Consider the following 25,492-nt stretch of genomic DNA (forward strand, 5'->3'; position numbering starts at 1 on the left):
GGTGGCAGCATCGGTCTGATCCGTTCCCATTGTTCTTTTGTTAATTCATAGCGTTTCATGCCCTTAGTTTTACATATTGCGTCCTTTTGTGCAACTTTTATTTTTCAAACAAGGCCTAGTGCTTACCTGTGCCATGCTGCTGAGTCTTTTCCCCGTGGTAGCTTTGGCTGAAGAGCCGGAAGATAATGCTGCACCGACAGGTAAGACGATTTATGTTTCAGCAACAGGCGGAGAAGGTGAGCCGGGTTCACAGGAAAACCCGTATACCTCTCTGAAAGATGCTGTAGACGCCATTAATCTGGATGCAGACAACCAATATTATACCGTCTATCTGATGTCGGACGTGGAGGCAACTGCCTGTGCCCGCATCACTGACCACCATGTGACCATTGCCAGCCTGCCCGCAGAAGAGGGCCAGGCGCAGGAGATTTACACCATTACCCGCGGGGAAGATTTTCAGCAGATACAAGACAACGCCCGCTCTACCTATAACCCCGCTATGATCGAGGTCACGGTTCCCGCCGGAAAAGGAGCTTCGGTCACGCTGGAAAATGTCACTCTAGATGATGCCGGTCGGTATGAAGGAACCATTTTTACCCAGGCCAACAGCAGTGGAGACCCCAGTGGAAACAGTTCCTGTGTGCAGGATGCCATGATCGCAGCCTATGGCACAGATAGTGCCCAGGCTAAGATCATTCTGGGCAGCGGCGCGACCCTGAAGAACTTCGGCGGTATGTCTGCAGTCCGCGTCATCGCCGGCGCCTCTCTGACCATGGAAGAGGGCAGCGTCATCTGCGACGACACCGTAAAAGACCGAATCAAGGGTGCCTCCGGAAGCATTGGCCCCGTGGGCGCCGTATGGGTGCAGGGCACCGGCATTACCATGAACGACGGCGCTGTTATCCGGGATATCGTGGGCCGTGCCGTCTGTGTGGACGGCGGTTCTGCCACCATCAGCGGCGATATTGTCAATATCAAAGCAGACGCTGATATGTGGCAGGGGAACACAGGCTTGGCGGTTCATGGCCGCGGCGATTCGGATATCACCCTGACCCCTACTTGCGAAATCCGGGACTTTGATACCAGTGCCAATCAGGGTTCTGCAGTCGGTATGTATGCCAGCGATCTGCATATGCAGAATGGAGCCAAAATCACCAATATCAAAGGAACCATGGCTCTTTACATGGATGATATTGGAAATGACTATCAGCATACCGCCCTGGTCAACGGCACCGTGGAAAAAGTGGAAAACAATCCCGTCATGCGTTCCTGGTACGGCCACATTGAGATTGGCCCCACCGGCGTTGTACAAGATTGCGTTTCCAGTGCAGGCTTGACGGACGGCCAGGTGCTGTACACCAACAACGGCTCCAAGTACACCATTCGCGGCAAAATCTTAAACAATAAGGGCACCGTGCTCTACATTGCCAACCAGTCCGGCGGCCGTCCGGAAGTCACTATGGAAGAAGGCGCAGAGATCTCCGGCACCAAGGGCGCTGGCCTGCTTGGAGGCGGCGTTGCCGTTCGTGTCAACAATGGTTCTCTCTTTACCATGAACGGCGGCACCATTTCTGACAACAGCACTGGTGTCCAGGTAAGTGGCAAAGATGCCTTCAAAGGTGTCGAATTCGTGATGAATGGCGGTACCATCTCCGGCAATTCCACCGGCATCAGCTATACGGTCCAGGGTGAATCCAAAGTACGACTCAACGGCGGCACCATTTCAGACAACGGAACGACCTATCAGATTTATGCCCCCGGCGGATCCGCCGACGATGTCGACGAAAACATCTACATCAAATCCGGCGTACTTCAGGGCAACACGACTGTGTACACCTCCTTTGGTACCCTGACTCTGGACGAAGCCTACCCCTCCCTTTGGCTAGGTACCGCCTCCAGCACCGCTAAATCCCAAATTGAAGCCCTGGTCAAGGCCGGCGAGGATCAGGCCAACTGGGCCGTTAAGGGCAATGCTCTCTGGTTTAAAGCTGACTCGGAAACCCTGCACTTCTCGATGCCCAGACCCTATTCCGTTGATAAGGGTATCGGCCTGCATGTGGGCTATATCCCGCTGAAGGACGATGGCACCCCCGCAGACGGCGCAACGCTGACCCTGCTTCCTCTGGTCAACAGTGATACCCTTGATGTGACATTGACCGGCCTGACGCCGGGCACTTCCTATGCGATGGCTTTTGTGGCCGAGGACAAATACTATGTCACCATCAATCCTGCCGATATCACCGTGTATATGGGCGGTGAGCAGGGCTCCAACCATGTCACAGAGGACGGCACCATCACCAGCAGCACCTCCCTGCCGGAATTCGGCTTCCGCATTGATGCCAAGAAAGGCCTGGACCCCACCGATATCCGGTTTAAAGAAGAAGGCAGCGGAAAGGTTTGGAAAGTCGTCCCGTATAACGAAACAGCCACAGACATTTATAAAATCGTTCCGGACACGGATGGACAGGACCCTGTTCGCCTGCTGTTCACCGATGACACGGGAAAAGCCATTGTCAGCGACCAATTTACAGTTGGACTTGAAGTCAATAAGCACTTCAACATGGGCATCTATCCCGGCGCTGTGAACCAGGGAAAGGTCTATGCCGTTGATCAGGGCACCCCCTCCGGGGAGACTTACGGCGTGATCTCCAATACCGGCATTCTGAATGTCCGAGGCACGACCAGTAAGGTAGAGTATGCAGACCTGAATCAGCCTGCCACCAGCGGCAAAGCCGGAGTCACCGCCCATGATGGCGTCACATTTACCATCAATGACAGCAATGTGTCGGTGACTGATTCCACTGGCATTGCCCTGCTGTTTGACGACATCATCGAGAGCACCTCCAGCGAGTCCAATCGCACTCAGCTGCTTGAGGATAAAGCCGATCAGACCTTGGACAAACCTGTTCCGGAAGGAATGATCCGCAATTATGAGATGAAGTATCTGGATCTGGTGGACAGGCACAACGGAAACACATGGGTTAAGGCCTCTGCCGATGTTACCGTTTCCTGGCCTTATCCCGCCGGCACAAACAAAGACACAGAGTTTACGCTGCTTCACTTTGAGGATCTCCACCGCGATATGGCCTCCAATGAAGTTGCAGGAGACATTGCAGGCTGTACGGTATCTGAAGTGAGCAGCCTGAAGAAAACAGATACTCACATTGTCTTTAAGGTCGGTTCCGGCGGTTTCTCTCCCTTCGCCCTGGTTTGGGAGGAATCTGATATCCCCAGCGTTACCCGCTATACCATCACCGCCAGCGCCGGCGAGGGCGGCTCCATCTCCCCCAGCGGCTCCGTGCGGGTCTCCCGTGGCGGCGACAAGACCTTCACCATGAAGGCCGACGAGGGCTATGAGATCGACGACGTGCTGGTGGACGGCGAGAGCGTAGGCGCTGTGAGCAGCTACACCTTCAAAAATGTGAAGGAAGCTCACACCATCTCCGTCTCCTTCCGTCAGCTGCCCCCCACTCCCAATGACACCGGCGTGTCCGACTGGCTCAACACCAAGGATCACCTTGCCTACCTGCAGGGCTTCCCCAACGGCTGCTTCGGTCCCAGTCAGAATATGACCCGCGCTGAGGCCGCTCAGATGTTCTACAACCTGCTGCTGGACAAGGACGTGACCCAGACCGTCACCTTCTCCGACGTGCCCGCCGACGCCTGGTACGCTGACGCTGTCAACACCCTGGCCTCCATCGGCATCCTGGAGGGCGTGGGCGGCGACCGCTTTGAGCCCACCCGCGTCATTACCCGTGCGGAATTCACCGCCATCGGGATGCGCTTCGGCGATCTGAGCACCGAAGGCGAGAACATCTTCTCCGACGTGGATGAGGACGACTGGTTCTATGATGTGGTGGTCGGCTCCATCCAGTACGGCTGGATCAACGGCTTTACCGACGGAACCTTCCGCCCCTATCAGACCATCACCCGCGCCGAGGTCACCGTCATCACCAACCGGATGCTGGGCCGCAGCGCTGATGAGGACTATGTGGACGAGCACGGTGACCAGCTCCGCAAGTTCTGCGATGTGGACAAGGACAACTGGGCCTACTACGATATCGCTGAGGCCACCAATGCTCACGAGTATGTCAAGTCCGGTAGCCAGGAGACCTGGGAATCCTGACTTGAACACATCCACCCCTACTTACAAAGCTCAAAAAATGGCGGCACCCAACATTGGGTGCCGCCATTTTTCATGGCAAATTACCTTTTCACTTCCGGAAACGGTTCAATGGTCTTTCCATTGTTCCCGCAGTTGATTCGGTGTCGTAGTGCAAAGCCGCTCGCCATATTTCTTCCGTTCTCGCCTCAATAATTATTGACAAACAATAATTATTCTGCTATGCTCAAGGTGGAATTATAATAAAACAATAATTTGAGGTGAGTACCATGACACGCAAGCATATTCTGATCCTGCTATGCGCCGCTCTGGTCGGAGGACTAACCGCCCTTGCTCTGTCGTGCTATGATCCGCAGGGACTGCCAGACCTGCTCTCTGCTCCAGGCCAGGGGCTGCGGGAGCTCTCCCTGTCCGGTCCCTGGGGCAACACGGGGGCCTGGGCAATCACCCTGGTGGTCACCCTTCTGCCACTGCTGCTTCTGGTTCTGCCCAAGAACCGGGGACCCTTGGTATGGGAAGACTGGCTGCTGCTGCCCGCCTGTGGTGTGGGCTTCTGCATGGTGTTTTTCTCCGTCAACCCTACCCTGCTCCCCACGCAGCTGCCGGAGATATGGCCCTCCGTCTCCCTGTGCGTCTATCTCTCCCTGTTGGCAGCCTGGCTGGTCCTGCGGGTGCTGCGGCGGCTGGAGGGCCAGGAGGTCGGCCAGCTGGCTGGGGTACTCCGCATCCTGCTGTGGGCCTGCGCCCTGCTGGCGGCCTTTGGAACGGCGTACAGCCGGATCAGCGAGTTTGCCAGCCAGGCCACCCAGACGTCGCTGAACAGCCCATCCAGCTATGAGCTGGTCTTTGATGCCAACAGTATTAACGACGCTGTTACCACCGGACTCATCCTCCAGTTTATTCTGATGCTCCTGCCTTTGGTGGCCGACCTGTTCACCGCCTTTGTACTGGCCCAGGCAGCCTCTCTCACCGCCGTGTTGAAAGAAGGTCTGTTCAGCCAGGAGGCCGTGGAGCGGTGTGCCCTCACGGCCTCCTGGTGCCGGCAGCTGGTGGTGTGGTCCGCCCTGCTCACCGTTTTGAAAAATCTGTTTCAGCTTACCTTCCTGGCGCTTCCGCTCCAGTCCCATTTTCAGGTGTATATTCCTCTGTCCTCTCTGGTGCTGGCCGCCGCTCTTTACTTGCTGTGCCGCTGCCTCCAGCAGGGCAAAGAACTCCAGGAGGACAACCAATCCATTATCTGAGGTACCGCTATGGCCATTACTGTACATCTGAGCGAAATCCTGAAAGACCGCCATATGACTGCCAAGGAGCTGTGCGCCAAGGTTGGCATCACCGAGGCCAATCTGTCTATCCTGCGCTCCGGCAAGGCCAACGGCGTACGCTTTCACACCATCAACAAAATCTGCTACTACCTCAACTGTGACGTGGGGGATATCCTGCGCTTCGATGGACGATTGGAGGATGAGGATGATGACGGCAAAGAGACGCCCTGACCGACGGTTCCTGATCCCGGCTGTAGGGATCGCCCTTGTTCTGCTGCTGGTGCTGCTCCGGCCGGTCAGCCTGGCCCGGCCGGAAGCCCAAAACCCGGCCCAGGACCGCTGGGTGGGCTACTACATGGTCCTCCGGCCCACTGCGGATTATGAGCTTGGAGGGAACTGGGAGACCTATGGGGACACGAAAATTCTGAACGCCCAACGCCAGAGCGACGGCAGATATGCTTTCACCGATCTGGAGGGGCAGGCTCTCTTCTTTGACTTTCTTCCCCCCACCGACCCGGAGGACCCCTATTCCGCCACGGTTGCGTTCCAAAGCGACGTGGCGGAGGTGGTCCATAACACCCATATCACAGATACCGGGACCACCCATTCTCTCTCCGGCAAACTGTATTTTGGTCCCGCCACCACTCCAGCTCTGAGCCAGCAGGATTACATTTGGACTGCCTTCCAGGTCTATCAGCGGGAATACGGCTCCCTCTATCTGACCCGGGGACAGTCCTACGGTAGCGGCGGCTTTATCCTCAAACAGGAAACCAAATATACCTCCACCATCAACGGCAGCACTCTACAAGATGCTCTCTCCGTGGAGTTGCGTATGGAAGAGATCCCCCGATTGGAGTCTTGCACCTTTTTCCAGCTGGATGAAAACGGTACGCTTCTGGACCAGACTACGCTGACCGAGGCGGAGGCCCTGGCCCTGACCGACGGCAGCTATCAGCTTCCTCTGGCGGAGGGTACAGACTGCATCCTGATCCGTCAGGATGAGGAACGGGACGGCCAGACCTATACTACCCTCACTCCCCAGCCAGACGGCAGCTTCACCAGAGATCTCTGGTTCCTCGATGAGCGCGGAATTGGCGTCCAGGTTATGATTCAAACAATATCTGAATAAACAAAAAACAAGCCGCAAGCGATTACGCTTGCGGCTTGTTGGCGCAGAAGGAGGGATTTGAACCCTCGCGACGGTTTCCCGCCCTACTCCCTTAGCAGGGGAGCCCCTTCGGCCACTTGGGTACTTCTGCGTGCCGAATGAACATACCTTATAAAAGTGTGGCGGAGAGAGTGGGATTCGAACCCACGGATGCTTCCACATCGCCGGTTTTCAAGACCGGTTCCTTCAACCACTCGGACATCTCTCCACGTCCTGTCCAGGTCAAATGCAAAAAAGATTATACAATATAGTTCCCTACTTGTCAATCTCTTTTTTCATTTTCTTCAAAAACATAAAAAATGCCGCCGCGCTGTCTGCGCGGCGGCATAACTCATCATGCAAAGAACGCGTGGGCACCGATGGTAGCAACATAAGTGCAGTTGCGGCTGAACCAGCGGCTGGAGGAAATGGAGGGATTGATAAAGTACAGGGCATTGCCTGCGGTATTAGTACCCTCCATAGCCAGCTTGGCGGCGATGACGCACTCCGCAGTGGGGGTACGATTGATGCGGCCGTTGGAAGCCGGCGTGAACTGATTCCGCTGGAAGATCACGCTGTAGACCGAGTTGGGGAACTGAGGGCTGGCCACACGGTTGAGCACCACGTTGCCCACAGCGATCTTACCCTCCAGAGACTGGTTGCCGCTCTCAGCGTAAATGATACGGGAGAGCCAGTACAGATCCTCCTGGTCGTAGAAGCTGTCACCGGAAGCAATAGGACCGCTGCCGGAAGTGATCTCGATCACGCTCTCTGCACCGTTCCAAACCACCTTGGCACCCAGGGCCTGGCACAGGGTGCGGACAGGCACCAGCACCACACCATTCTCCAGCTTCACGCCGTCGGGCACATACAGGTACCGGCCGTTGGCCACAATATACTTGGCGCCGGGGGCGATCTGCAGCTTCAGGCCGGGGGCGGTAACCTCCGCCTGGCCATTGTTCCACACGGCCACAGCTTCAGGATAAAGGGCCTGCACGATAGGCCAATAGGAGACGTACGTCATTTCATTTTCTACCTTGGTGGCAAACTCAGTCACCAGGGACGTACCATTTACTTCAAAGCTGACGCCGCTCTCAGCAGCGTACGCAGGCCCGGTTAAAGACACACAAAGGACCAGACTTGCGAGCGCGCAAAGGGCTCGTTTTTTCATTGTTAGGAATCCTCCTGTTACAGACTGTTACTTGTTGTTCATCTTTTTGTAACCACATTGTAACCACTTTCAAGCTAAAAAGTCAATAGGAAATTTTCCCGTTTTTCCTGAATCCATTGCAGCACAATGGATTCAGCTTTTAAATTTTTTCGCCAAGTAAACATTTTATTGAATTATGTAACCAAAGATGGATACAAAAAATAACAAAAAGAAACAGTCTTTTACCATATGTTTCTCCCTGAAACTCTCTGTTGATTTACCACAATTCCCTGCTTGATTTTATAGTCTGGCCCACACTTCCTATAGCCGCGCGCAGAGCCCCAGTTTTCGCCTTCCGCCCCATCAAATCAAAATTTTTTCTTTTTTTCATTTTACCCCTTGACGTAGCAAAAAAATCTGCTATAATATAGTCCGTTGCCTGTCCTATGCAGTCAACTTGTAGAGCACTCACCATGGAGAGATGGCTGAGTTGGTCGAAGGCGCACGATTGGAAATCGTGTAGGCGTTAATAGCGTCTCGAGGGTTCGAATCCCTCTCTCTCCGCCAAAGAAGGACACGACCAAGGTCATGTCCTTCTTTTTATTTTCCTGCCGTCTGGTGCGCTATCGTCTCTATTTTTCCTTGACAATTTATCTTCTCCCCTCTATAATATTATTCAGCGCTCAGTTGGTCGGAATAATCTGATCCCCTGTTCAGCGCAGTTCAATTTCATCCGGGTGTGGCGAAGCTTGGTATCGCGCTTGGTTCGGGTCCAAGAGGCCGTGGGTTCAAATCCCGCCACTCGGACCATGCGGAGTGTCCTTATAGGATCTGAGTATCCTACAAAGGACACTCCGCATTTTTTATTGTCAAAATTGGGGCAGCGCCGTTTTCACCGAACAGCAGCCGATCCCGGATACACAGGAGCTTTACCTTGTGCCGGGCGAGCAGGTCAATGTAGCATTGGGTCATGCCCCACTCCCGCCCTATCCGGGTCATGCTATGGACTAACACCACATCTACCCTGCCAGCGACAACGGCCTCGGTCACTTTCTGGAGCGCCGGGCGGTTTAATGTGAGCCCGCTGCCGTATTCGTCAGCAGCGCCGATGATGGTATATCCGGCCTTCTTTGCGTAGAGTTGTAGCAGAAACCGCTGGTGTTCCAATGCGAAAGAATCGTCATGGGCGACACGGCAATAGAGAAATGCTCTCATATCCCACACCACCTTTACACTGCCGGGGCGTAGCTGACTGCTACGCCCTTTCTTGTTTCCATGATAATGTCGGCCTCCGGTATCTTCCGGCGGTCCGGCACATCAAAGGCACCGATGCAGTTGTAATGGATCACGACGCGCTGAGTGGTAACGCCGTCCTGCTTTTCCGCTTGATATACGTCAATGTGGTCAATGAGTTCTCCCACCATGCGCTTGGTGATCTTATCGGCGTTGGTATAGCGCCGGACGGTGGTGAGAAAATCGTCAATGTCCATGCGTTTGCTCTCAGATTGTTTCAATTCCAGGCGCAGCGCCTTAATCCGCTTGCTGTTTTCACCCTGCTCCTGCTCATACCGCTTTGCCATTTTAGCAAACCGGGCATCGTCGATTTTACCGGCAACATTGTCCTCGTAAAGCCGCTCAAAGAGCATATCCAGTTCCTTGTCACGAGCCAACAGCACATCCAGTTCCCGCTGTTTCCGCACCCTCACATTTTCTGCAACCTTGGCGGAGCGGCCCATAATGGCCTTGATGAAATCGTCCTCGTACTCACTGGAAAAGGCGGCGAGGCGGTTGACCTCATACAGCACCACCCGCTCCAGGAAGTCCAGCCGGATATAATGGGTGGACGAGCATTTGCGGAGCCCGGAATTGTGGTTCTGACAACTGAAAAACTTGATGTCGTGGTTGCCCTGGTTGAAGTGGAAATTGAGGTTGCCGCCGCACTCCGGGCATTTCAGATAGCCGGAGAACACGCTGGGCTCCTGGGTGACCTGGGGCCGCTTGCGGCGGGTGCCTTTGGTGAGGGCCTGCACCTTTTCCCAGGTGGCACGGTCAATGATGGGCTCATGGACATTGAGGAAAATGGCCCGGTTTTCCTCCGGGTTTTCAATGCGGCGTTTGATCTTATAGGATTTGGAGTAACTTTTGAAGTTGATCACATCGCCGCAGTATTCCTGCAAGGTGAGGATTTTCTTGACGGTGGTGTGGCCCCATTTGGTGGGCTCCACGGTACTTTTGCTGCCGGAGCGGTTGACGCCCCGGCTCCGCCAGTAATAGGTGGGGTTGACGATCCCATCCGCACCGAGGGCGGCGGCGATTTCCGCCAGCCCGCTGCCCTCCAGCGTCATCTGATAGATGCGCTGCACCACGGCGGCAGCCTCCGGGTCAATCACCCAAAAGCGGGGATCGTCCGGGTTTTTGATGTAGCCATAGGGCGGCGGGGAGAGCGGAATCCCGGCGTTGCCCTTCATCTTATTGACGATCCGGCGTTTCTTGGAGATGTCCTTGGCGTAGTACTCATTCATAATGTTTTTGAACGGGGTGAAATCGTCCTCGCCCTCGTCACTGTCCACGCCATCGGACACAGCCACCAGCCGCACATCATGGAGCGGGAAAAATTCCTCGGTGAGCTTGCCCACCTCAATGTAGTTCCGGCCCAGCCGGGAGAGGTCTTTCACAAACACCGCCGAGATGTACCCGGCCTCGATTGCGGCGATCATCTTCTGAAAGCCGGGGCGCTTCATGGTAGTGCCGGTGATCCCGTCATCCACGAAAAAGATGGTGTCCGTATAGCCCTTGTCTTTCGCGGCCTTTTGGAGAATTTTCTTTTGGTTCTGGATGCTGTTGGACTCGCTGTCCATATTATCATCACGGCTCAGCCGACAGTAGAGAGCGGCTGTTCCGGTAGAGAATTTCTTGCTTGACTGTTTCAAAATGTCCTCCTTTCTGCCGTCAAACAAGAGGTTTTATCCTATAAATATTATACCTCTGCTCACGGACAGTGTTAAGGATGTCGCCGGGCGGTCAGCGCGGCTCAATATCAGCCAGCATCAACTTCAGCAGAATATCCCGGAGCGGCTCACCCTTCTCCTTGTAAATGGGGGTCACGATAAAAACACGGTTTTCAATCTGGTAAGTGTATTCCTCTCTGGTGATTTCAGCAGCCATTTCGTCCTCCCTTCACGGAATAAAAACAACGCACTCTGCCTCCCCGTTGTCCAATGGGGAAACGCAGAAAAGCGGCACCGCCAGGGTGCCGCCCTTCCGCCTTGCTCCACTATGGGACAAGTTGTCTCGCAGTTAGTAGGGGCTGTTCTCGAAGTGCTGCTGGGCCTCTTCCAGCCCACAGAAGTCAAAAACCTCATGGAGTTCTGCTACTACACGCCGGATGTCACCGGGGGCAAAGCCACAGTGTTCCATCGCATAGATGACATAGCCACGGCAGGCGTTGTTGCTCCACGGCTGTGAGAGCAGGGCCGCCAGTTCAGGGTTGCAGTTCATTGGTCTGCCTCCTTCCTAAAGTATTGGGGACGCCGCGCTCATTTCCTTGGCCCGTCATAAGACAGCAATTCTCGGCGCGGCGTCCCCGCACAGCAGAGTCGGCGGCCCGGAGGGGCAAGCGGCCAGACCTGCCCGGCGGATCGTGGCCGTGGAATAGCCTGTCCCACTTGCGGCGCTGATGCAAAACACCCGCCGCTGGGCTCCCCATATACTCGGGGCCACCGCTGTTCTGCTGCGGAGAGGTTAAAAACTACCTCTCATATACCACCAGAAAACAGGGCCAAACGGACGGTCGAATCAGAAATTTTTTCTCAGATATTTTTTCATACTCTCCAGGCCACAGTAAATGGAATCCCGGACCGCGCTTTTACTCACACCTTCCTCCCGGGCAATCCGCCGGAAACTCTTGCCGAGGATCAGGTGGGCGTCTACCCGGCGGCCCTGGATCTCCGGCAAGGAGTTAAGGGCGTTCCAGAGCCGGATGAACAGATCCATCCGGTCCAGAAGTTCCTGGGGCGTCGGCTCATGCAGGCAGGCCGAATATTCAATCCCATCATCACAATCCAGGGAGTAGAACGCCTTGTTGTAGCGCACCCGCTCGGCATGGGCTGCCTCACGCCGCTTGCTGGTGTGGAGTTCCTCGGCCACTTCCTCGGAAACCTCTATGTATTCGTCGTGGGTGTACCACGGGTAAAATTCTTTCAGATTGATGGTTGTCATTTGTATTTCCTCCGTTCAGATAGTTAGGGGTGAATGGCAATCTGAACGGAGCCCCGGCGGGGACCGGCAGCGAGGGTGCTCCCGCCGGCCCCTGGGACAAAGTGTCCCAAGGGTAGAGATACAAAAAGCGCCTGCGCGACACAAGGCCACGCAAGCGCACGAAATTATATATCTACTTACATGATTTTTTATTTCATGTCTGAGGCTAAACCGATCCTGATTGGGGCTCGGAGTTTTTTTAACAGATTACATCTTGCACACACTTGGCAGAAGTCAGGTAACGACACAACGGCTCCCTCCGAAAGGCCGCCGGTTGATGCAAAAATTAGTGGGTCGTCGTTTAGACTTACATATAGGAAAGCGGCGGCCTTGATTTATTCAAAGCCGCCGCTTTGGTGCGTGGTGATTGACTGCTGAACGACGGCTTTTTTTCTTTTGCCGTCGTCCGGCAGTTTCATCGGATTTTATGATTTAAGGGACGTATCATTAGGAGGGCTATTCCTATAAGGGACAGAGCACATTGCGTAACAATGGTTCCAATGGGCAAAGAGAATGTAGGATCAAGAATGTCAAAGGTCAAAGGACGATCCATAAAAATACTTCCGTTCAACAGGCCAAGAAATTCTGGCAGCGGCAAAACCATCAGCACAAAGGGTACCAGCATCCAGGTGTAGATCAGATAGGAGCGAATCCTGCCCAGTAGCCAGCCGCTGCCAAGGGCAAGCATCAGCGGGGGAATCAGCGTAACCAAGGCGGGCAGAGCCAACTCGTCCCAACCATACCAGTCGAAATACCGGCCATAAAAAATGGCGGCCTCGATCAGACAGACCAGAGCCAGCAGTCCGGTCCCCACCAGAGCGGCGGCGCACCGGGCCAGGGCATACCGTCCTGGGGCCACTGGCGTAGCATCGGTGAGGACGGTCACACGCCGGGCCTTGCCGGAGGTAAAGAAGGTGAGAAAGAACAGCACCGCGATCCACAACAGCGGGATCATCCGACTCAGGTAATCTCCAAAACTCCAGGGAGAAAAGGGTGCGGTGTGGGACACCCCAAGAATGGTCACGCTGTTCAATACCTGCCATCCATAGAACAAGATGACCAGCAAAAGGCCAAAGAAAAACTTGTTCCACAGCAAGCGTTTGCACTCATATTGAAATATCTTAATCAAGGCTCAAATCCTCCTCCGTAAGCCCGCAGGCGTCCAAAAATTCCTGATAGGTCAGGTAGGGATACATGGGGTCCAGTTCCCGATTGAACAGGCTGTTAAGGATTTGATCCATAGACTCCTCGCCGCCCACCAGCTGCTCTGCTTTCAAGATCTTCAGCGGCATCTCGCAGTATTGTCGTACATAGGTCAGATTGCCTGTGATCTCCAACTGCTTGTCCTCCGGCAGGTTTGCCAGATAGTCGGGATTGCGCACATAAAAGTCCAGATAGTAGTCATCCACCGCCTGCTGCCACTGGTTTACATAGTGCTCCCGGGCGTAGTCCTCCCCGTACAGTTCCTTGACAATGCGGTAGGTGGTGTAGACGGTCAAGCCCTCAGCCGACCAGGGACTTGTTGGATCGGAAGTGTCAAACATATTGCCCAGGCCCCACCATTGGTGAACCAACTCGTGAATCATGACTTCACCGGCACCACCGCCTTTGCTGGCGTCGCCCAGGTTGTCAGCAGTGAAATCCGCTTCATCCAACAGGCTGGCCCCATCTGTGGCGTAGCCACCACCGGCCACTCGGCTCTGGATGAGCTTGAGAGTTTCGCCGGTGCCGAAAGACAACAGGCCATAATGCTCGGTACAGTAATCCACCACAGATTTGACCGCATCCACCGCCCCGGCGGACTCCATGACAGCCTGATGTTTGCGGCCATAGTAAAATTCGATGGTCATGCCGCCGGCCTCAATGTCCTCCCGGACATAGTCGCCGGCATACAGAATCCCGCCAGCACTGTTGGCCTCATAGCGCCAGGTCTTCGTGCCATCCTCATTTTCCGCGATGACCTCCGCCTCGCTGGAGTTGAAAGGAATGGCTGTCATAACCTCCGGCAGTGTGATTTCAATGGTAGTAGGGTAGCCGTTCTCCCCCGGCAGAACATTCATCAGACGGGGCGAGAGGACGGAGTTTTCCAGGCACAGGTACTCAGAGCTGATTTCCGTGCTGCCCTGCATGGTGGACATATTGTAACTCTCCTGGGGGAATCCGCTATACTCCATGGTCAGTTCCACCTGTTCCACGGCGGGAATCGTCACCTCCAGCATAGCCTCATTGTATTCTTGATAGTCGCTCACCGAGAAAGGAACGTTCACACCGTTGGCCTGCATATTTGAGATTGTATAGCCGGGATTAATGCCGAAAGCCACATTCTGCTCCTGATCGGATGTGTTCTGAAATTGATAGGACGCCGTGCCGGTAACGGAGCCGACAGATGTATCCGGGAATACCTGGGCACTGCGCCCGGTGCAGACCACCCCCTCCACATAGGGGATCTCGTAAAAGGTCATGGCCATCTGATCCGGATTGCTGCTGTCTACCAGGGGCTGGGCGGCGTATGCCGTGCCGGAGCAGACCAGTAGCGCCAGGGCGATGATGGGGCGATAGACCCGCCGCACGTTCCGGGTCAGAGAACCGAACACACCCTTGCCGTATTGCCGGATGCAGAGATAAGAAACCGTCCAGACCCCGGCCAACGCTACCAGCCAGGTCAGACGCATCCAGGCCACCGAGCGGAAGATGCGGAAGTTTGAAAAATCATCCGACAGGGCCCATACACATGGATTCAGCCAGCATAGCTGCCAGTCATCCGCCCATACCGTCAGGCTCAGTGCCGCAAATGCGGCAAACAGCACCAAGGAAAGATCCACCCGCCGTGTGAACTGATAGGCGGATGCTGCGGCCAGAATAGACATCGGCAAGGACAACCCCATAAGGAGCAGGTAGGCTAAGATATAATCCACACCGCCAAAGACCGAACCGATCAGCCCCGCACTGATGGGGAGCCAAACCAGCATCGTAACGGCCACGGTCACCACCGACGCTGCCAACAGAGCCAAAAGGCGTACTAATGCCATCGTCAGAGGGGAAACTGCCGCATCCATCAGGACATCCACACGGCTCCGGGTGGCCCGGTCCGACTCAAAGACAGACAGCAGACCGAATAGGATGCCGCCTACAACACCTCCGGCGATAGCGGGGTTGGCGAGATACATGGAGAGCATTGTGCTGGCGGTAGCCGGTTTATAGAGGATTAGGCCCACCGCAGGCGAGAGCACGGTCAGACCGACGATCAGCCAGGTAAGCCGACTTTGGAAAAGCCGACGCAATTCCAGAGGAAATAGGCAGAGTGTTTTCATTGGGCAGCCTCCCTGGAAATCAAATAGAGATAAGCGTCCTCCAGGGATGGTTCTTCCACTTTGGCATAGGTTGGAAGTCTGTCAGCAACCGCACGGCATCGAATCCCTTGACTGGTGTTGACCCGCGCTGTGATATGGAGCCCCTGCTCCTGCTTGGCATCCCATTCCCAAAATGCTCCCACATGGCCCACAGCAGTTTGGATCAGTTCTTCGGGTGTGCCGGTAAACAGCACCTTGCCATGATCAATCACAACAATTTGATTGCATACCGACTGTACATCTTCAATAATGTGGGTTGAGAGCAGTACCAGCCGATCTTGGGCTGTGCGGGAAAACAGGTTTCGGAAATGGATGCGCTCCTCCGGGTCAAGTCCAACTGTAGGCTCGTCAAAGATAAGAAAAGGCGGATTGCCCAGTAGAGCCTGGGCAATTCCAACCCGCTGACGCTGACCGCCGGAGAGTGTACGGATTTTTGCCTTAGCCTTCTCCTCCAGATTGACAGCTCGGATCACTTCTTGAATGGTCTTTTTGGAATCATGAAGCCCTTTGAGAGCGGCCATGTAGTCTAAAAATTGTGCCACCGTCAGTTCGTCAAACAGGCCAAAGTCCTGGGGCAGATAGCCAAGTTTGGACTTCAACATATGCTCTGTCTTTGCGAGAGGCTGCCCATCCACCAGGATCGCGCCGCCCGTAGGCATGAGAGCTGCCACCAGCAGTTTCATCAGTGTGGACTTGCCCGCGCCATTTGGCCCCAACAATCCGATCAGGCTGGGAGCCTTCAGCGCAAGGTTCAAATGTTGCAGGGCCTGTTTTCCGTTGGGATAGGTCATATTCAGGTCTTGAAGTTCAATTTGCATGGGTTGGTGTCCTTTCTTTTTGGATTTCATCCATAGGATACCGAGCCTGTATGGAGAGGACTTGAAGCCAATTTGTGTTTTATATGAAGAAAGCGTGCACCTGATGGAAAATCAGATGCACGCTTTCTTCACTGTATGTTACTTGGGAGGATTAAAACTGACTGTAGCCTGAACGCCATTCTCCGTATTTTCGATCCGACAATTTGCTCGATGCTGCTCCAGGATGATCCGTACTAGATAGAGCCCCAGGCCACTGCCGCCCGTGCGCCGGTTGCGGGATTGTTCCTCCCGGTAAAAAGCCTCAAACAGATGCGGCAGAGCCTCAGTCCCAATATGGACGCCAGTATTTTCGATTGTCAGGGCAGGGGTATCTTGCTGAAGGCCAGACCAAATACGGATTTCTCCGCCCTCTGGAGAGTAAAGCGCCGCATTGGAGATCAGATTGCCAATGGCTTTTGCCAGCATTGAGGGTTCTCCTTTTACTGTCAGCCCAGGACACAGATCAACGGTTACCCTCAGATTTTTTTGTTGTATCAAATCTGTATCCAATTCCATCTGCCGTTTTGCTATTTCAGAAATGTCCACCAGTTCTTGAACAAACGCGCCGCCATGAGCCTCTACCCGTGAGATGGTCAGGATTTCTTGAATCAGATTTTCCATCCGGGCGGTTACCTGAAGAGAACGGGCCAGGTATTTTTCTCGATCCTGATAGACATCCACTCCATCCAGCATACCGGACAACTGGCCTTTCAGAATGGTAACAGGAGTTTTTAGTTCATGGGATGCGGCAGAGAAAAAGGCCATGCGTTGGCGATCCATTTCCCGCTCCTGCTCCATTTCTCCCCGGAGCGCCTCATTGGATGCCTTTAGATCGCAGAGGGCACCGGATAACTTTTGTGCCATTTGGTTTAGGCTACGGCCCAAATTCCCAATCTCGTCCTGCCTGGTCTCCTCACAGGTCCATCCAAAATCTAAATCGGCCATTTTCCCAGCGATCCCGCTCAGCCGGACAATGGGGCGGGCGATATATCTGGAGTAGACCAGCGCACACAGCAGGGAGAAGATCAGTAAAAGTAGCAGCAGCCAAGGCGCCATTTGAATCAGCGCCTGTACCGCCAGATTTTCTGTCTTCAGCCGAGGTGTCACATAAAGCGTGTAGGAATCCGACTGGTTAAGAAAGCGCACATCAGCCGTAATGGTAGCCTGCTCAGACATGGTGACAGTTACAGAATCTTCTGTATCTAAGCGGTCGGTGGTATAAGTAACCGTGGAACCGATGTCCGCTGCCGTAGTCATTTTGCCAGTGTCCTCATAGATCGATTGAAGTGCAAACTGGGAGCCGGTATTGACAATTTGCTCGTCGGGGCCCACCAGCATCGCATCTGCTCCAGAGTCCCTGAGAAAGGCATCCAGTACCGACCCACAATCCTCCAGTGTGGTGTCCGCCAGTTTTTCCACCAGCGCATTTACCTGTTTGGTCAAATCATCATTGATCACAGCGGTATAGGTACTGGGGGTTGCCCAGGCAATCAGCCCAAAAGTAATAGCTCCTGCCCCTAGCAGAATGAGGGCCGTTATCAGAAAAATACGGACTGTCAAACTTTCACGGATTTTCTTTCGCAGCACGATACCCCACCCCTCTTACAGTTTCGATATAGTCAGTACCCATCTTGTGCCGTAGGTTTTTAATGTGACTATCCACCACACGCTCGTCCCCAAAGAAGTCGTAGCCCCACAACTTGGCCAGCAGAACTTCACGGGTAAACACCCTCCCCGGACTGGAAATCAACGCCTGGAGCAATTCAAATTCCCGGGTTGTTAAATCCAAAGATCGTCCTGCCAGAACAGCCTCCATTCCGTCTAAATCCAAAGTTAGATCACGGTAATGCAAGCATTTGTTATTTTCCATGCCTCCTGCGGTGCGACGAAGAATTGCACGGATTTTTTGCAGTAAGATAGGCATAGAAAATGGTTTTGTCACATAATCGTCAATCTCCATCTGGAATCCACGCAGCTGCTCTTGTTCACCGTCCAGCGCGGTGAGCATCAGAATCGGCACACTGGACTCCCGGCGTATCAATTCGCACACACCAAACCCGTCAATTTTAGGTAGCATCAGATCCAAAAGGATCATGTCAAATGCACCTTGTTGAAATTGTGCCAGCGCCTCCACACCATCTCCCGCAATCACTATTTCGTAACCGGCATCTCGAAGATATGCAGCCAAAAGTTCCTGAATATCCAGCTCATCTTCTATAATCAAGATTTTTCTCAAATCGAATCACCTCTTTTTGAGTGTAACATGGAACTATGAATTTTACATGGAGAATTCCAAATCAAGCATGAAATAAAATAGTAATAAAAGTGAAAACATAAATCGTTCAAGACGCCAGACATGAAATGTAAAATCAGTTTAGGTGATGTTATGAAAATAGAGCGAGATGAACGACGGTTTGACTTTCACGATATAGGGCTCGCCATCAAGCGTGCGCGGGAGGCCAGCGGGATGACGCAAGAGCAACTGGCCTATATTGTTGATCGGGCTCCGCGTACCATTATGTATAACGAGAATGATGGCCAGCACCCCAGCCTCAACACCTTTTATCAGATGGTGACAATGTTCGATATATCGGTAGATCAGTATTTCTATCCGTCCAAGAACAAAGGCAGCGAGTGCAGAAAACGGATTGACGCCATGCTCAACGCTCTGAACGAAAAAGAATTGAAAATTGTAGAAGCCACAATCCAAGCGATGAAAGCGGCTAAGGAAACGGAGGATGCGTAAGAGAAACACGCACCTCCGTTTTTTGCACTCATTTTCGGGAGAGCGCGTAATGGCAAGCAAGGCAAGTGTGGACACACTTGCCATTTTCGCAAGGCCGAAGGCCTTGCGAAAATGCTTGTTGGGGAGCCTCCCCAAACCCGGCACCTTGGGACAAAGTGTCCCATAGGTCTGTCTGCGGAACCGCCCCTATCGGGTCTGTTCCTTATCGGCGCGTCCGCCGGTGAGATTGATGAGGTGGTCAATGTTGCCCTTCGCTGTCACCAGCTTCCGCATTTCCTTCTGCGCGGCGCGGTATTGTGCGGTGAGGGCTTTTTTGCGCTCGGTCAGCTCCCGGCGCTTTTGTTTCAAGACGTCCATTTTGGGGAGCTTGGCCCCGTCCAAAAGATCGTTCATGGTGGCCTTGGCCTCCCGGTAGTCGGCCAGTTCCGCCTCATGCTGGGCCAGATATTTCTTGCTGTACTTGGCCGCCTTGTAGCCGTCAAACACGGGCCGGGTTTTTGCGTACTGCACCACGGCTCCCATGAGAGCGGCGGTATGGGTCAGTTCCTCCTGGACGGCCCGGAGCTCCCCGGCCAGGGCGTGATCCTGATCCACCGCCGCATCGGTCTTGGCCGCCAGCTCGTCATAGTCGGTCAGACCGTACTCCCGGAGAAATTGCAGGGCGGCGGCCATCTGTTTCAGGTTGTAAATCTTGGCCCACCGCTCATAGCCCGGCCCCTTGCCCTGTGCCATGCGCTGCTGGATGTCGATAATCAAATTGAGCCGCCTGGGGGCGGGACGGGCGCTGCCGGTGGCCGGAGTACGCACCGGGGCTGTGCCGTCGATGACGGCCTGCACCGCCTCCGGGCCGTAGCCGTCCCCCAGGGTGGAGCTCCGCCAGCGGGCAGGCCGGGTAAAACCGGGGAGCTGGAACGAGAGGACGCCGCCCCTCCCGTGGAGCACTTGGACGCCGGACGCCTCCAGCGCGGCGAGGAAGGACGGAAGGTCGGCGGGCCGCTCCGTCAGAATGGCGTCGATAACGGCGCGGAGCTGTTCTTTTTGAGAGGGCCGACGGTCCCCGCCCAGCCATTGACCATAGTGAAGATACTGGCCCTGGCTGTGGAGCTTGGGGTTTTGAATGACAGACAGATCATGCTCCAGACACACCCGGTCCGACAGGCGGCGCAAAGCAAAGCTGGAGCCCAGGAAGTTGCGGTATTTGCGGGAATAGTCCAGGGAAACGGCGTTGTAGTAGATGTGGTTATGGATGTGCTGGCGGTCTGTATGGGTGGCGACGAAAAAGGCGTACTTGCCCTTGGTCCAGCTCATCGCCGTTTCATATCCCACCTTGTTTGCCTCCTCCGGGGTGATCTCTCCCGGCTTGAAGGACTGGCGGATCTGATAGCACAGCACATCGGACTCCCGGCGCTGCTCCCGACCCGTGGCAGCCTTGTACTTTGCCTTGGAGAGCAGGAACTCGGCATCGGCGGTCATGTAGTCGCACTCGTAGGAGGAAATCAATTCGCCGCCCTGCGTCTTGTCCGGGTCCTTCCCGTAGTCCAGGCGGTCTTTGAGGGATTGGGCGATGGTTTCTCCCTTGCTGATATGGTGGGAAATCAAGCGTGTGGTGGCCGTAGCAGCACCTCCTCTCTGTTTAGAAAACCGGCGGCCTCATAGCCGCCGGTCAGGTATGGGACAAAGTGTCACAAAGGTCAGCCGGTAATAAAACTTTGCAGGGAGTATTTCAGTGAATAGAGCCTGTCCATAAGCCAGTCAGCAATGGCCGGGATGCCAAAGGGCGAAATAAGGAACGCCAGCACGAGGAACACCACACCGCCCAGCGCCTGGCCGCCAATGAACAGGACAAGGGCCAGCAGGGTCAGCACCACGCAGCCCACATGACACAATGCAGACGCCACACAATAGAGGAACGACACGATGGCAACGATCAGGGTCAGTGCCACCACAAAGGGGGCGGCAAGGATTTTGAGAACGATCATATCAACTACCTCCCAAATGAATGATAGATGGCCTTCCAACTATTATTGTAACTTAGCTCTGTCAGTTGCACAAGGATGCCGAAAAGCCACCCATCCAGGAATTTAGTTGACAAAATCACCTCAATACTGTAAAATAGGCTCAAGATTTTTTTGAACCTGGAGGGCTGTTGTATGCAGAACCAGTTTGCTGATTTGTTTACTTCCCGAGAACTGCTCACCCTGACCTCCATTGTGCAGGTCGGAGATGCGACCTATCGAGAGCTGATGGAAACTCAGCAGCCGATGTTTGGCCATCCTTACTTCACCAGTATCAGAGGGCGTATAAGAACCAAACTTGTGCAAATGCAGTGTGAGATTGAGAGTCATGATCCGAAATTTCCATTTGAATTTGTGCAGCGCGAATTCCGATACAAGCATCTTATTCCCGAGCTACGAAATAAAAACACGATCCTCCACATTGCACGGAGCGCTTCACCGGAAATGCTGTCCTACGCTTCTAAATACAAGATTAAGTTATCCAATAATAATCATGTGTTGCAGCGTCAGATGGTCATTGATTTAGAACAAACTCCCCCCTATGGTGATGAGCCATACTACGGAATTTTGACTTTTGGAGGGCGTAACCAAACTTTTGCCGTTATTCAATTTCCGGAACCCGGCTATGAAGGAATCGCGGAACAGTTATTCCTTCCCCAAGTTTCTTCGGCTGAAGCAAGTGAAAACGCCCATACCTTTGAGCGCAAAAAGGCAGCGTTGAAGAAAGAGTTCTTAGCTCATGGCATGGAGGAGGTTGTCTCATGACAAGCACAGTCATAGCCTCGCGAATCACGGAAGCTCGCGAGGCTCGTGCCATGTCTATGGAGGATTTGGCCGAAAACATCGGCGTTACTAGGCAATCGGTTTCAAAGTATGAGAAGGGTATCGTCAACCCCTCTCCTGAAATACTTCAAGCTATCTCCTATGCGCTTAGTTTTCCAACCGAGTTCTTTTATAAGACTGAGCAAAAAGCTTTAGCTGGCAGTAGTCCATTGTTTTTTCGTTCTAATTCAAATATTGCAAAGAAAGTAAAAAACGCTTGTAAGTACCAGATTAAATGGACTGACGAAATTAAGAAACAGCTAGAACGATATGTGGACTTTGTCGAGCGTGACATTCCAACTCTTGATAAAGAATACGAAGATTTAACATTTGAAGATATTGAAGAATTGGCTCTAGCAATTAGAAAGGCATGGGGGCTAAGTGATGATCCCATTGACGATTTAATTGGTGTTTTAGAAAACAAAGGTGTGATTGTAACACAGTTCGCAACAAGTGACTTCTGCACATTCAAAGGCATTGATGCTTTTTCTTGTTGGAAAGATGGCACTCCATATATTCTGTATCACTCTATTCAAAAAAGTGCTGTCCGCACACGATTTAGTATTTTGCATGAACTAGGCCATTTAATAATGCACAGTTCAATCGCGGAAGATGAAGCTGTAAAAAAAGATATTGTAGATTTAGCCGATATGCAGGCTGACCGTTTTGCTGCAGCTTTTTTGTTGCCAGCGACCTCCTTCCCTAAAGATATTCACAGCACATCTCTAAGTTCGCTTGAAATCGTTAAACGGAAGTGGGGGGCTGCAATGTCTACAATTATCAGGCGTTGTGAAACACTAGATCTTCTTACTGAAAATCAGATCAATTATCTAAAGCGCCAGATGACGACTCGGAAATACTGGCACAAAGAACCTTTAGATGATATTTTGACTGTGGCAGCGCCCGAGATGCTTCGGGATGCTATTTACCTTTTGGTTGACAACAAAATTATAACGCCAACAGCTTTTATTAACGCATCTGGTTTATCTCCTGCGGACTTAAAATACATTTGCGGCTTACCAGATGAGTTTTTTGATGGGTTCAATCAGCGGAAAAAGCCCATCCTACGCGTAATTAAAACTGGTACAAACTAAATTTTATAAGTTAGGCGGAGAGGTAGCCACCTCTCCGCCTATTTTTCACTTCAAATTACCACCACCGCCGACAACTTCTCCAGCAGGTCGGACAGGGGCCCCCAAAGGTCGGCATAGTCCTTTTGCAGCGCGGCAATGTCCTGGGGGTATACGCCGCCGTAGGTGTTGGCCTGGATCGCCACCTGATTGAGATTGTTGGAACACCGGCGCTGGAGGGACACCAGCTCCCACACCGGCCCCAGGTCCACATGGAGCACATAGCCGTTCAGGGCCATCTTCCGCACATAGGCCCCCATGTTGCGGACACCAGCCTCGGCCATCCGCGCCCGGATCAGCGCCAGCTCCTCCTCGGACACCATCACATGAAGGTGGATCGGGCGGCGGCGTTTCTTCGTCATCGGGCAATTTCCCCCTTGTCCTGACGGGCAAAGGGCTGGAGCCGGACGGGGCTCTGACCGTCCTCGGTCTTGAGGAAGTCCATGCGGCCCGCCGCAAAGATGGCGTTTCGGTTGAGCTGCCGCTGCCACGCGCCCTGGCTGGGAGCCCACTTGAAACCGTTGCTTTTCAGTTCCCGGCGCTGGTCCTCGGTGGGCTTTTCCTCAAAGAACAGTTGCAGGCGGTTTTCCGCCTCGTTGATTTTCGCCTCACCGCCGGGGAAGGTCCAGCTCACAAACTCCCCACGATTTTTCAAATCGTCAATGCGCTGCTGCACCCGGCGGATATTGGCGTTGTTGTTGGTGAGATGAAACGATGGATAGGGCACCGGATCTTTCCGCCAGTCCCGTCCCATCGATGCTCGCAGTTCTTCGGCCATGTCCGGGGTCAGGTCGGGGCAGCCGTCCAGGGTTTTGTGCTTGTGGTAATAGGCATTTACGGCCTTCATGTGCTCCTGGTTGGCTTTGAGCCCCTCCAGCTTGGCTTCCAGTTTCTCCACGGCCAGCTTGTCATCGGAGCTGATCCCCGCCGTGCCGGTAGCGCGTATCTTATCCAAAAGCCCCTGGATATGCTGATACTCACCCATGTTCTTGTCCCTGGCCGCGTTCTGCTTTTCCTTTCGCCGCACCGGGAAATTGCCGCCCCCGGAAATCAGGATCGAGGGTACACGGGCGTCAATGACATTGGATTGGTTGAGGTTTTCCGCCAGTTTGCGGGCGTAGAGGTCCACCAGATAGTCGATCTTATCATGGTACATGGGATCGACCTTTTGTTTTTGCTCCTCCGCCAGTTGATAGGCCGCATCTACCTGGTGCTGGTAACTGGCCGTTGCCGCACCGGGCTTGTAGGTATAGAAACTGTTGAGGTCATTGGCCCGCCGGGCCGCCTCCTCGTTGATGGGATAATACTTGGGCATTTCTCCACCTCCTAACGCTCGCCCCGGTCCGGGGCGTCCTTTTTGTGTGCATCCGGCCCCCGCTGTTCCTGGGCCTGCTGCTGGGCCGCCTTCATCTGCTCGGCAATCGTGAGAGGGCGCTCCCCCCGTTTCCGGCGCAGTTCGTGGACATTGAAAGCAGGCCGCAGCTCATAGTCGGACACCTGCTTGTCCGTCAATGGCTTGGTATAGGTCAGATGGCCCCAGGCCAGGAACGCGCCGCCCTCCACCGGGACGCGCTGATCGTAATTGACGATTTCATCCGGGGCGTTGTGGGGCGGTTTCGGGAAGGTCCCGATGTCTACCGGGCGCTGGGTGGAGTAATACTTGTAAAGACCGGGGGCCTCGACCTGCACTACGCTGACCTTGTAAATCCGCTGATACTCCACCAGCCGATTGGTAAAGTCCTGCTCTATTGCGGTGAAGTCACTCCCGTAATGCCCCCACTCATATTGCCGCTGGCCCGTTTCATCATCGTAACAGGCCCAGGTCACATAGGGGGACGGAGCCGTGGGGTGATGCCCCAGGGCGAAGCCTCTGCCGTTTTCCAGCATGACGGCCCGCAGAATGGTGTAGCCTTGATTTTTGTCCATAAAACCTCCTTTTCCAGCCTGTAAAAGTGTGATGCTATGGGACACTTTGTCCCATAGCACCGGCGCAGAATGTTTGAATTATATGAGAAAAAGGGGGCCGGTCATAAAATCATACCGGCCCCCTCCAGAGCAACCCCGGAAACGCCCTATTTACAAGGCTTTTGGGGGCTTAAATCGTAACACCTGACCCCGTCTTTTGCGCGCTTGTTTCGCATCCTCGCACGGGACTTCCTACGGTTGGCCTCGGCCTGACAGATCGGGGAGCAATAGAGCTGCCGCCGCTTGGGGACAAAGGACCTGCCGCACAGAGGGCACACCCTCCGCTCCAGCACAACCTCCTCCTGGGCCAGCGCCTGCTCCAGCGCCGGATCAAGGGGCAGAACGGCCTCCCGGAAATACCGGCACATGGGCCCCGTCCAGGTTTTCCCCAGCATATAGCACCCGCACGTCGTCACAAACTCCATATCATTCGCTTCCGCCCGAGGCGAAAGCTCACTCATTTCGTTGCTCCTCCTCTCCCCACGCAAATAAAGTTTGCGTGGGGGCCCCAAACCAAGCAGGCAGCCATAGTCCCGGTCATAGTTGGCGCACCACTGGACCACCAGCTTGCGAATGGCGGTCTTTTCCTGCCGGGTCAACTCCCGATAGCCCATCGCGTCACCCCCCTGTTCCCAGCCTGACGGTGCAACAGCTCCCGAAAACAGGTC

The 25,492-nt window shown here is 54.0% G+C and carries 24 protein-coding genes and 4 tRNA genes; 9 read left to right on the forward strand and 19 right to left on the reverse strand.

Annotation, left to right across the window (positions count from 1 at the left end; all coding sequences use genetic code 11):
* The first annotated feature begins 133 nt into the window (after nucleotides 1-133).
* The 4 genes from B5G42_RS15245 to B5G42_RS15260 all read left to right on the forward strand — a co-directional run bounded on the left by B5G42_RS15245 (nucleotide 134) and on the right by B5G42_RS15260 (nucleotide 6,514).
* Complete coding sequence (locus B5G42_RS15245) at nucleotides 134-4,126, forward strand: S-layer homology domain-containing protein (RefSeq protein WP_087272129.1); 3,993 nt, start codon at nucleotides 134-136, stop codon at nucleotides 4,124-4,126.
* 266 nt (nucleotides 4,127-4,392) lie between these two features.
* Complete coding sequence (locus B5G42_RS15250; RefSeq protein ID WP_087272132.1) at nucleotides 4,393-5,364, forward strand: hypothetical protein; 972 nt, start codon at nucleotides 4,393-4,395, stop codon at nucleotides 5,362-5,364.
* Nucleotides 5,365-5,373: 9 nt separating this feature from the next.
* Complete coding sequence (locus B5G42_RS15255) at nucleotides 5,374-5,616, forward strand: helix-turn-helix domain-containing protein (protein ID WP_087272135.1); 243 nt, start codon at nucleotides 5,374-5,376, stop codon at nucleotides 5,614-5,616.
* Complete coding sequence (locus B5G42_RS15260; protein ID WP_140399868.1) at nucleotides 5,591-6,514, forward strand: hypothetical protein; 924 nt, start codon at nucleotides 5,591-5,593, stop codon at nucleotides 6,512-6,514. The genes B5G42_RS15255 and B5G42_RS15260 overlap by 26 nt, the downstream gene beginning before the upstream one ends.
* Nucleotides 6,515-6,553: 39 nt before the next feature.
* On the opposite strand, the gene B5G42_RS15265 is transcribed toward B5G42_RS15260, so the two are convergent.
* From B5G42_RS15265 to B5G42_RS15275, 3 genes are all read right to left on the reverse strand, one after another.
* Nucleotides 6,554-6,644: transfer RNA gene (locus B5G42_RS15265), tRNA-Ser, on the reverse strand.
* Nucleotides 6,645-6,673: 29 nt separating this feature from the next.
* Nucleotides 6,674-6,761 (reverse strand) — tRNA-Ser (locus B5G42_RS15270).
* Between the two features lie 126 nt (nucleotides 6,762-6,887).
* The gene (locus tag B5G42_RS15275) at nucleotides 6,888-7,589 is read right to left on the reverse strand and encodes a cell wall hydrolase (protein WP_242961244.1); all 702 of its coding nucleotides are present in this window, start codon (nucleotides 7,587-7,589) and stop codon (nucleotides 6,888-6,890) included.
* 568 nt (nucleotides 7,590-8,157) lie between these two features.
* On the opposite strand from B5G42_RS15275, the gene B5G42_RS15280 reads away from it, so the two are divergent.
* Together B5G42_RS15280 and B5G42_RS15285 are read left to right on the forward strand one after the other, a co-directional pair.
* Nucleotides 8,158-8,249: transfer RNA gene (locus B5G42_RS15280), tRNA-Ser, on the forward strand.
* Between the two features lie 166 nt (nucleotides 8,250-8,415).
* A tRNA-Pro gene (locus B5G42_RS15285) sits at nucleotides 8,416-8,492 on the forward strand.
* 30 nt (nucleotides 8,493-8,522) lie between these two features.
* Here B5G42_RS15285 and B5G42_RS15290 read toward each other — a convergent pair.
* The 10 genes from B5G42_RS15290 to B5G42_RS15330 form a co-directional block, all read right to left on the reverse strand.
* A complete protein-coding gene (locus B5G42_RS15290) occupies nucleotides 8,523-8,897 on the reverse strand; it encodes a recombinase family protein (protein ID WP_087272142.1) in 375 nt (124 codons plus the stop codon).
* Between the two features lie 14 nt (nucleotides 8,898-8,911).
* A complete protein-coding gene (locus B5G42_RS15295) occupies nucleotides 8,912-10,612 on the reverse strand; it encodes a recombinase family protein (protein WP_164475036.1) in 1,701 nt (566 codons plus the stop codon).
* Nucleotides 10,613-10,703: 91 nt separating this feature from the next.
* Nucleotides 10,704-10,847: a hypothetical protein gene (locus B5G42_RS18410; RefSeq protein WP_164475037.1), complete on the reverse strand. Its 144-nt coding sequence runs from the start codon at nucleotides 10,845-10,847 to the stop codon at nucleotides 10,704-10,706.
* 132 nt (nucleotides 10,848-10,979) lie between these two features.
* Nucleotides 10,980-11,180, reverse strand: a complete 201-nt coding sequence (locus B5G42_RS15300; RefSeq protein ID WP_087272148.1) for a hypothetical protein — start codon at nucleotides 11,178-11,180, stop codon at nucleotides 10,980-10,982.
* A gap of 297 nt (nucleotides 11,181-11,477) precedes the next feature.
* Nucleotides 11,478-11,900 (reverse strand): sigma-70 family RNA polymerase sigma factor, encoded by a 423-nt coding sequence (locus tag B5G42_RS15305; protein ID WP_087272152.1) that lies wholly within the window; start codon nucleotides 11,898-11,900, stop codon nucleotides 11,478-11,480.
* A gap of 454 nt (nucleotides 11,901-12,354) precedes the next feature.
* Nucleotides 12,355-13,068 (reverse strand): hypothetical protein, encoded by a 714-nt coding sequence (locus B5G42_RS15310; RefSeq protein WP_087272155.1) that lies wholly within the window; start codon nucleotides 13,066-13,068, stop codon nucleotides 12,355-12,357.
* Complete coding sequence (locus B5G42_RS15315) at nucleotides 13,061-15,250, reverse strand: hypothetical protein (protein WP_087272160.1); 2,190 nt, start codon at nucleotides 15,248-15,250, stop codon at nucleotides 13,061-13,063. Before B5G42_RS15315 ends, B5G42_RS15310 begins: the two co-directional genes overlap by 8 nt.
* The gene (locus B5G42_RS15320; RefSeq protein WP_087272163.1) at nucleotides 15,247-16,107 is read right to left on the reverse strand and encodes an ATP-binding cassette domain-containing protein; all 861 of its coding nucleotides are present in this window, start codon (nucleotides 16,105-16,107) and stop codon (nucleotides 15,247-15,249) included. Before B5G42_RS15320 ends, B5G42_RS15315 begins: the two co-directional genes overlap by 4 nt.
* A 138-nt stretch (nucleotides 16,108-16,245) precedes the next feature.
* Entirely contained in the window at nucleotides 16,246-17,733 is a 1,488-nt protein-coding gene (locus B5G42_RS15325) for a sensor histidine kinase (protein WP_087272166.1), read from the reverse strand.
* A complete protein-coding gene (locus tag B5G42_RS15330) occupies nucleotides 17,711-18,382 on the reverse strand; it encodes a response regulator transcription factor (protein ID WP_087272169.1) in 672 nt (223 codons plus the stop codon). Before B5G42_RS15330 ends, B5G42_RS15325 begins: the two co-directional genes overlap by 23 nt.
* 150 nt (nucleotides 18,383-18,532) lie before the next feature.
* Between B5G42_RS15330 and B5G42_RS15335 the strand changes: the two genes are divergently transcribed.
* A complete protein-coding gene (locus tag B5G42_RS15335; protein ID WP_087272172.1) occupies nucleotides 18,533-18,892 on the forward strand; it encodes a helix-turn-helix transcriptional regulator in 360 nt (119 codons plus the stop codon).
* A 186-nt stretch (nucleotides 18,893-19,078) separates the two neighbouring features.
* Here the strand turns inward: B5G42_RS15335 and B5G42_RS15340 are convergent, their stop codons facing one another.
* Both B5G42_RS15340 and B5G42_RS15345 read right to left on the reverse strand, forming a co-directional pair.
* On the reverse strand, nucleotides 19,079-20,488 hold the full coding sequence (locus tag B5G42_RS15340; RefSeq protein WP_087272194.1) for a relaxase/mobilization nuclease domain-containing protein: 1,410 nt from the start codon (nucleotides 20,486-20,488) through the stop codon (nucleotides 19,079-19,081).
* Between the two features lie 95 nt (nucleotides 20,489-20,583).
* Entirely contained in the window at nucleotides 20,584-20,871 is a 288-nt protein-coding gene (locus B5G42_RS15345) for a CD1845 family protein (protein WP_087272176.1), read from the reverse strand.
* A 171-nt stretch (nucleotides 20,872-21,042) separates the two neighbouring features.
* Here B5G42_RS15345 and B5G42_RS18250 point away from each other — a divergent pair, with 171 nt between their 5' ends.
* Entirely contained in the window at nucleotides 21,043-21,672 is a 630-nt protein-coding gene (locus B5G42_RS18250) for a hypothetical protein (protein ID WP_087272179.1), read from the forward strand.
* Nucleotides 21,669-22,823 carry a helix-turn-helix domain-containing protein gene (locus B5G42_RS15355; RefSeq protein WP_087272182.1) on the forward strand — a complete coding sequence of 385 codons (1,155 nt, stop codon included), beginning with the start codon at nucleotides 21,669-21,671 and terminating at the stop codon, nucleotides 22,821-22,823. The genes B5G42_RS18250 and B5G42_RS15355 overlap by 4 nt, the downstream gene beginning before the upstream one ends.
* A gap of 50 nt (nucleotides 22,824-22,873) precedes the next feature.
* Here B5G42_RS15355 and mobC read toward each other — a convergent pair whose 3' ends face one another.
* The 4 genes from mobC to B5G42_RS18785 all read right to left on the reverse strand — a co-directional run bounded on the left by mobC (nucleotide 22,874) and on the right by B5G42_RS18785 (nucleotide 25,438).
* Nucleotides 22,874-23,221 (reverse strand): plasmid mobilization protein, encoded by a 348-nt coding sequence (gene mobC / locus B5G42_RS15360; RefSeq protein ID WP_087272185.1) that lies wholly within the window; start codon nucleotides 23,219-23,221, stop codon nucleotides 22,874-22,876.
* Entirely contained in the window at nucleotides 23,218-24,174 is a 957-nt protein-coding gene (locus tag B5G42_RS15365; RefSeq protein ID WP_087272188.1) for a hypothetical protein, read from the reverse strand. Before B5G42_RS15365 ends, mobC begins: the two co-directional genes overlap by 4 nt.
* An 11-nt stretch (nucleotides 24,175-24,185) precedes the next feature.
* Nucleotides 24,186-24,785: a hypothetical protein gene (locus B5G42_RS15370; protein ID WP_087272191.1), complete on the reverse strand. Its 600-nt coding sequence runs from the start codon at nucleotides 24,783-24,785 to the stop codon at nucleotides 24,186-24,188.
* 146 nt (nucleotides 24,786-24,931) lie between these two features.
* Nucleotides 24,932-25,438, reverse strand: coding sequence for a cysteine-rich VLP protein (locus B5G42_RS18785; protein WP_343286707.1), 507 nt, complete (start codon nucleotides 25,436-25,438; stop codon nucleotides 24,932-24,934).
* Nucleotides 25,439-25,492 lie beyond the last annotated feature (54 nt).

This window comes from Flavonifractor sp. An91, assembly GCF_002159225.1.
Taxonomy (GTDB): Bacteria; Bacillota; Clostridia; order Oscillospirales; family Oscillospiraceae; genus Flavonifractor; species Flavonifractor avicola.

Excerpts from the sequence above, each read along its gene's own strand:
- B5G42_RS15245 (WP_087272129.1), top strand. The coding sequence starts at position 134 with ATGCTGCTGAGTCTTTTCCCCGTGGTAGCTTTGGCTGAAGAGCCGGAA.
- B5G42_RS15250 (WP_087272132.1), top strand. The coding sequence starts at position 4,393 with ATGACACGCAAGCATATTCTGATCCTGCTATGCGCCGCTCTGGTCGGA.
- B5G42_RS15255 (WP_087272135.1), top strand. The coding sequence starts at position 5,374 with ATGGCCATTACTGTACATCTGAGCGAAATCCTGAAAGACCGCCATATG.
- B5G42_RS15260 (WP_140399868.1), top strand. The coding sequence starts at position 5,591 with ATGATGACGGCAAAGAGACGCCCTGACCGACGGTTCCTGATCCCGGCT.
- B5G42_RS15290 (WP_087272142.1), bottom strand. The coding sequence starts at position 8,897 with ATGAGAGCATTTCTCTATTGCCGTGTCGCCCATGACGATTCTTTCGCA.
- B5G42_RS18410 (WP_164475037.1), bottom strand. The coding sequence starts at position 10,847 with ATGGCTGCTGAAATCACCAGAGAGGAATACACTTACCAGATTGAAAAC.
- B5G42_RS15300 (WP_087272148.1), bottom strand. The coding sequence starts at position 11,180 with ATGAACTGCAACCCTGAACTGGCGGCCCTGCTCTCACAGCCGTGGAGC.
- B5G42_RS15305 (WP_087272152.1), bottom strand. The coding sequence starts at position 11,900 with ATGACAACCATCAATCTGAAAGAATTTTACCCGTGGTACACCCACGAC.
- B5G42_RS15315 (WP_087272160.1), bottom strand. The coding sequence starts at position 15,250 with ATGAAAACACTCTGCCTATTTCCTCTGGAATTGCGTCGGCTTTTCCAA.
- B5G42_RS15320 (WP_087272163.1), bottom strand. The coding sequence starts at position 16,107 with ATGCAAATTGAACTTCAAGACCTGAATATGACCTATCCCAACGGAAAA.
- B5G42_RS15335 (WP_087272172.1), top strand. The coding sequence starts at position 18,533 with ATGAAAATAGAGCGAGATGAACGACGGTTTGACTTTCACGATATAGGG.
- B5G42_RS15345 (WP_087272176.1), bottom strand. The coding sequence starts at position 20,871 with ATGATCGTTCTCAAAATCCTTGCCGCCCCCTTTGTGGTGGCACTGACC.
- B5G42_RS18250 (WP_087272179.1), top strand. The coding sequence starts at position 21,043 with ATGCAGAACCAGTTTGCTGATTTGTTTACTTCCCGAGAACTGCTCACC.
- B5G42_RS15355 (WP_087272182.1), top strand. The coding sequence starts at position 21,669 with ATGACAAGCACAGTCATAGCCTCGCGAATCACGGAAGCTCGCGAGGCT.
- mobC (WP_087272185.1), bottom strand. The coding sequence starts at position 23,221 with ATGACGAAGAAACGCCGCCGCCCGATCCACCTTCATGTGATGGTGTCC.
- B5G42_RS15365 (WP_087272188.1), bottom strand. The coding sequence starts at position 24,174 with ATGCCCAAGTATTATCCCATCAACGAGGAGGCGGCCCGGCGGGCCAAT.
- B5G42_RS15370 (WP_087272191.1), bottom strand. The coding sequence starts at position 24,785 with ATGGACAAAAATCAAGGCTACACCATTCTGCGGGCCGTCATGCTGGAA.
- B5G42_RS18785 (WP_343286707.1), bottom strand. The coding sequence starts at position 25,438 with ATGGGCTATCGGGAGTTGACCCGGCAGGAAAAGACCGCCATTCGCAAG.